Origin of the sequence: Shewanella canadensis, assembly GCF_003966225.1 — a bacterium.
GTDB lineage: Bacteria > Pseudomonadota > Gammaproteobacteria > Enterobacterales > Shewanellaceae > Shewanella > Shewanella canadensis.
On sequence record NZ_RXNU01000041.1, the window covers coordinates 1 to 2,020 of the forward strand.

The 2,020-nt window shown below is 43.2% G+C and carries 1 rRNA gene; it reads right to left on the reverse strand.

The window, feature by feature from the left end:
- Window positions 1–118: ribosomal RNA gene (locus EKG38_RS24675) — 16S ribosomal RNA — on the reverse strand; the annotation flags it as partial.
- Window positions 119–2,020: the final 1,902 nt, after the last annotated feature.

Genomic DNA, 2,020 nt, shown 5'->3' on the forward strand with positions numbered 1-2,020 from the left:
TTACTCACCCGTCCGCCGCTCGACGTCTGATAGCAAGCTATCTCCGTTTCCGCTCGACTTGCATGTGTTAGGCCTGCCGCCAGCGTTCAATCTGAGCCATGATCAAACTCTTCAATTAAAGTTTTTTGTTTTACTCGGTTAAGAGCAAAACGGCTCAATGAATTATACTGTTTTTCACAAACCCGAAAGTTTATGAAGTTTACATATTGCTATGGTCACTCAGTGGTTCATCGAGTTAAATTTTTGATTGTCTCGTGAAAGACAATTTCGAATAACTCAACACCTGTGAGTGTCCACACAGATTTCTTGTTTCAACTTGTTAAAGAGCGTTAGCATCAATCTTTCAGATACTGCCGTTAGACGCTAGGTCGTTGGCTTGAGGAGGCGTATTCTACACGCTCCGTGGTTGGCGTCAAGCGCTTATTTTAAGAAGTTTTTCAAGCGATGATTTCTTATACACTCTCGTATGTAAGGCACATCAATGAACCGCTTAAACCGCTTTTCACCTGATTAGCGTTTCTATTGAAAATCTAATCTCTAACACTGCTGCAAGTCCCGTACTATCTAGCTTAACGACTATTTCTAATCTCTAAGCATTAGCCTAGTTGGCCTGCTGTGCCGTGTCAGTGGGAGCGAATTATAGGGAGTTTTAGGCAGAGCACAAGCGCTAATTACTGAAAAATGAATGTTTTTATCAAATAACCACTTAAGAACAACTTGCGCACCAACTACACACAGAGTTACCCACAACTAACACATATAAAGCACGACTGATGCTGATTTAGCCCCCATACGCATCAGTCACGTCATGTATTCACCGACCACATTAACGGTTAAAAACCAATCAATTAAAGCTGTTCAATAGGTCAGATGCTGAAACTTATACGATCAAAGCTGTTGTCCAACCAGGTTTACAATCTTCATATTGATATCGGTAATAACAAATATCGGCCTGGCAACTAAAACGAGCCTGCTACAAGAGCGTCAAATGATAGGCAATAAGCAGAAACATACCGTGTTTTATGAAGGAATAGTTTAGGAGCAAGAGTTAAAATCTAGATCCATAGAATACAATCGTGCCGAAGCCCTCTCGTGTGGCGGTCTAGACGGAAGATTTTTCGTATAAATGTAAGATCAAAATGTCTGTTTTCGAAGCGAGGGCAAACGCCATGGTAATTATAGATCCAGTAACAGGCATTAACGACAGTCAATATTGACTGTCGTTATGCAAGGGTAAGCGGTAACCAAAGATCAACATCTACCTATCTAATAAAAGGAAGCAGACAAAACAGATAGGGCGCCAGTCATGGCCAGCTTCGAATATAAGTAGAAAACAGAGAAAAACTATAAACCCTGACCGCCATAAATGGCGGGTATGCTGCCTTTAGTTAAAGAAGAGTACATGATTATATGGATATAGGAGGAGGAGGTAGAGTAACGCATGGAGCAGTTACCGAGGATGCTAGAGCCAAGGATGCAATTAATAACCTTGCCTCTAAAGCGCAAAATTCTCGCTGAGCGATCACATCCTTATACCGATTTGTATTATCCCCTTTTACATACAGCTTGAACTTCGTAACCAGCCCTCCTCTGTAGGAGCGTGCTTTAGCCGCGAAGCTTTCCTCATTCTTGGTATCTGCTATCAAGACCTTTGTTAATCCTAAACATCAGATGGCGGAAATGCCGTTAATGCATGGATGAAATTAACGGCCACACTGTGTTGCAGCTTAAGAGCTAAGGCGTCTTCCAATGGTCAGCTTCGAGCTAGCTCTCCGCGTTCACCCCATGCATCAAACTTCGTTTGATAAGCGCAAGGGCTTCACCCTACTCCACATGGGTTTGAGCCTCACTACGTTCGGACTTTTTACTTCCCCATGTTCGAGCGGCCATCGTTCCAGACTAAAAACGAAAAAAGCCCGTTGCGTTAGCAACGGGCTTTATCGTTATTAGGCGCCTGGAAATGACCTACTCTCACATGGGGAGACCCCACACTACCATCGGCGCGATTGCGTTTCACTTC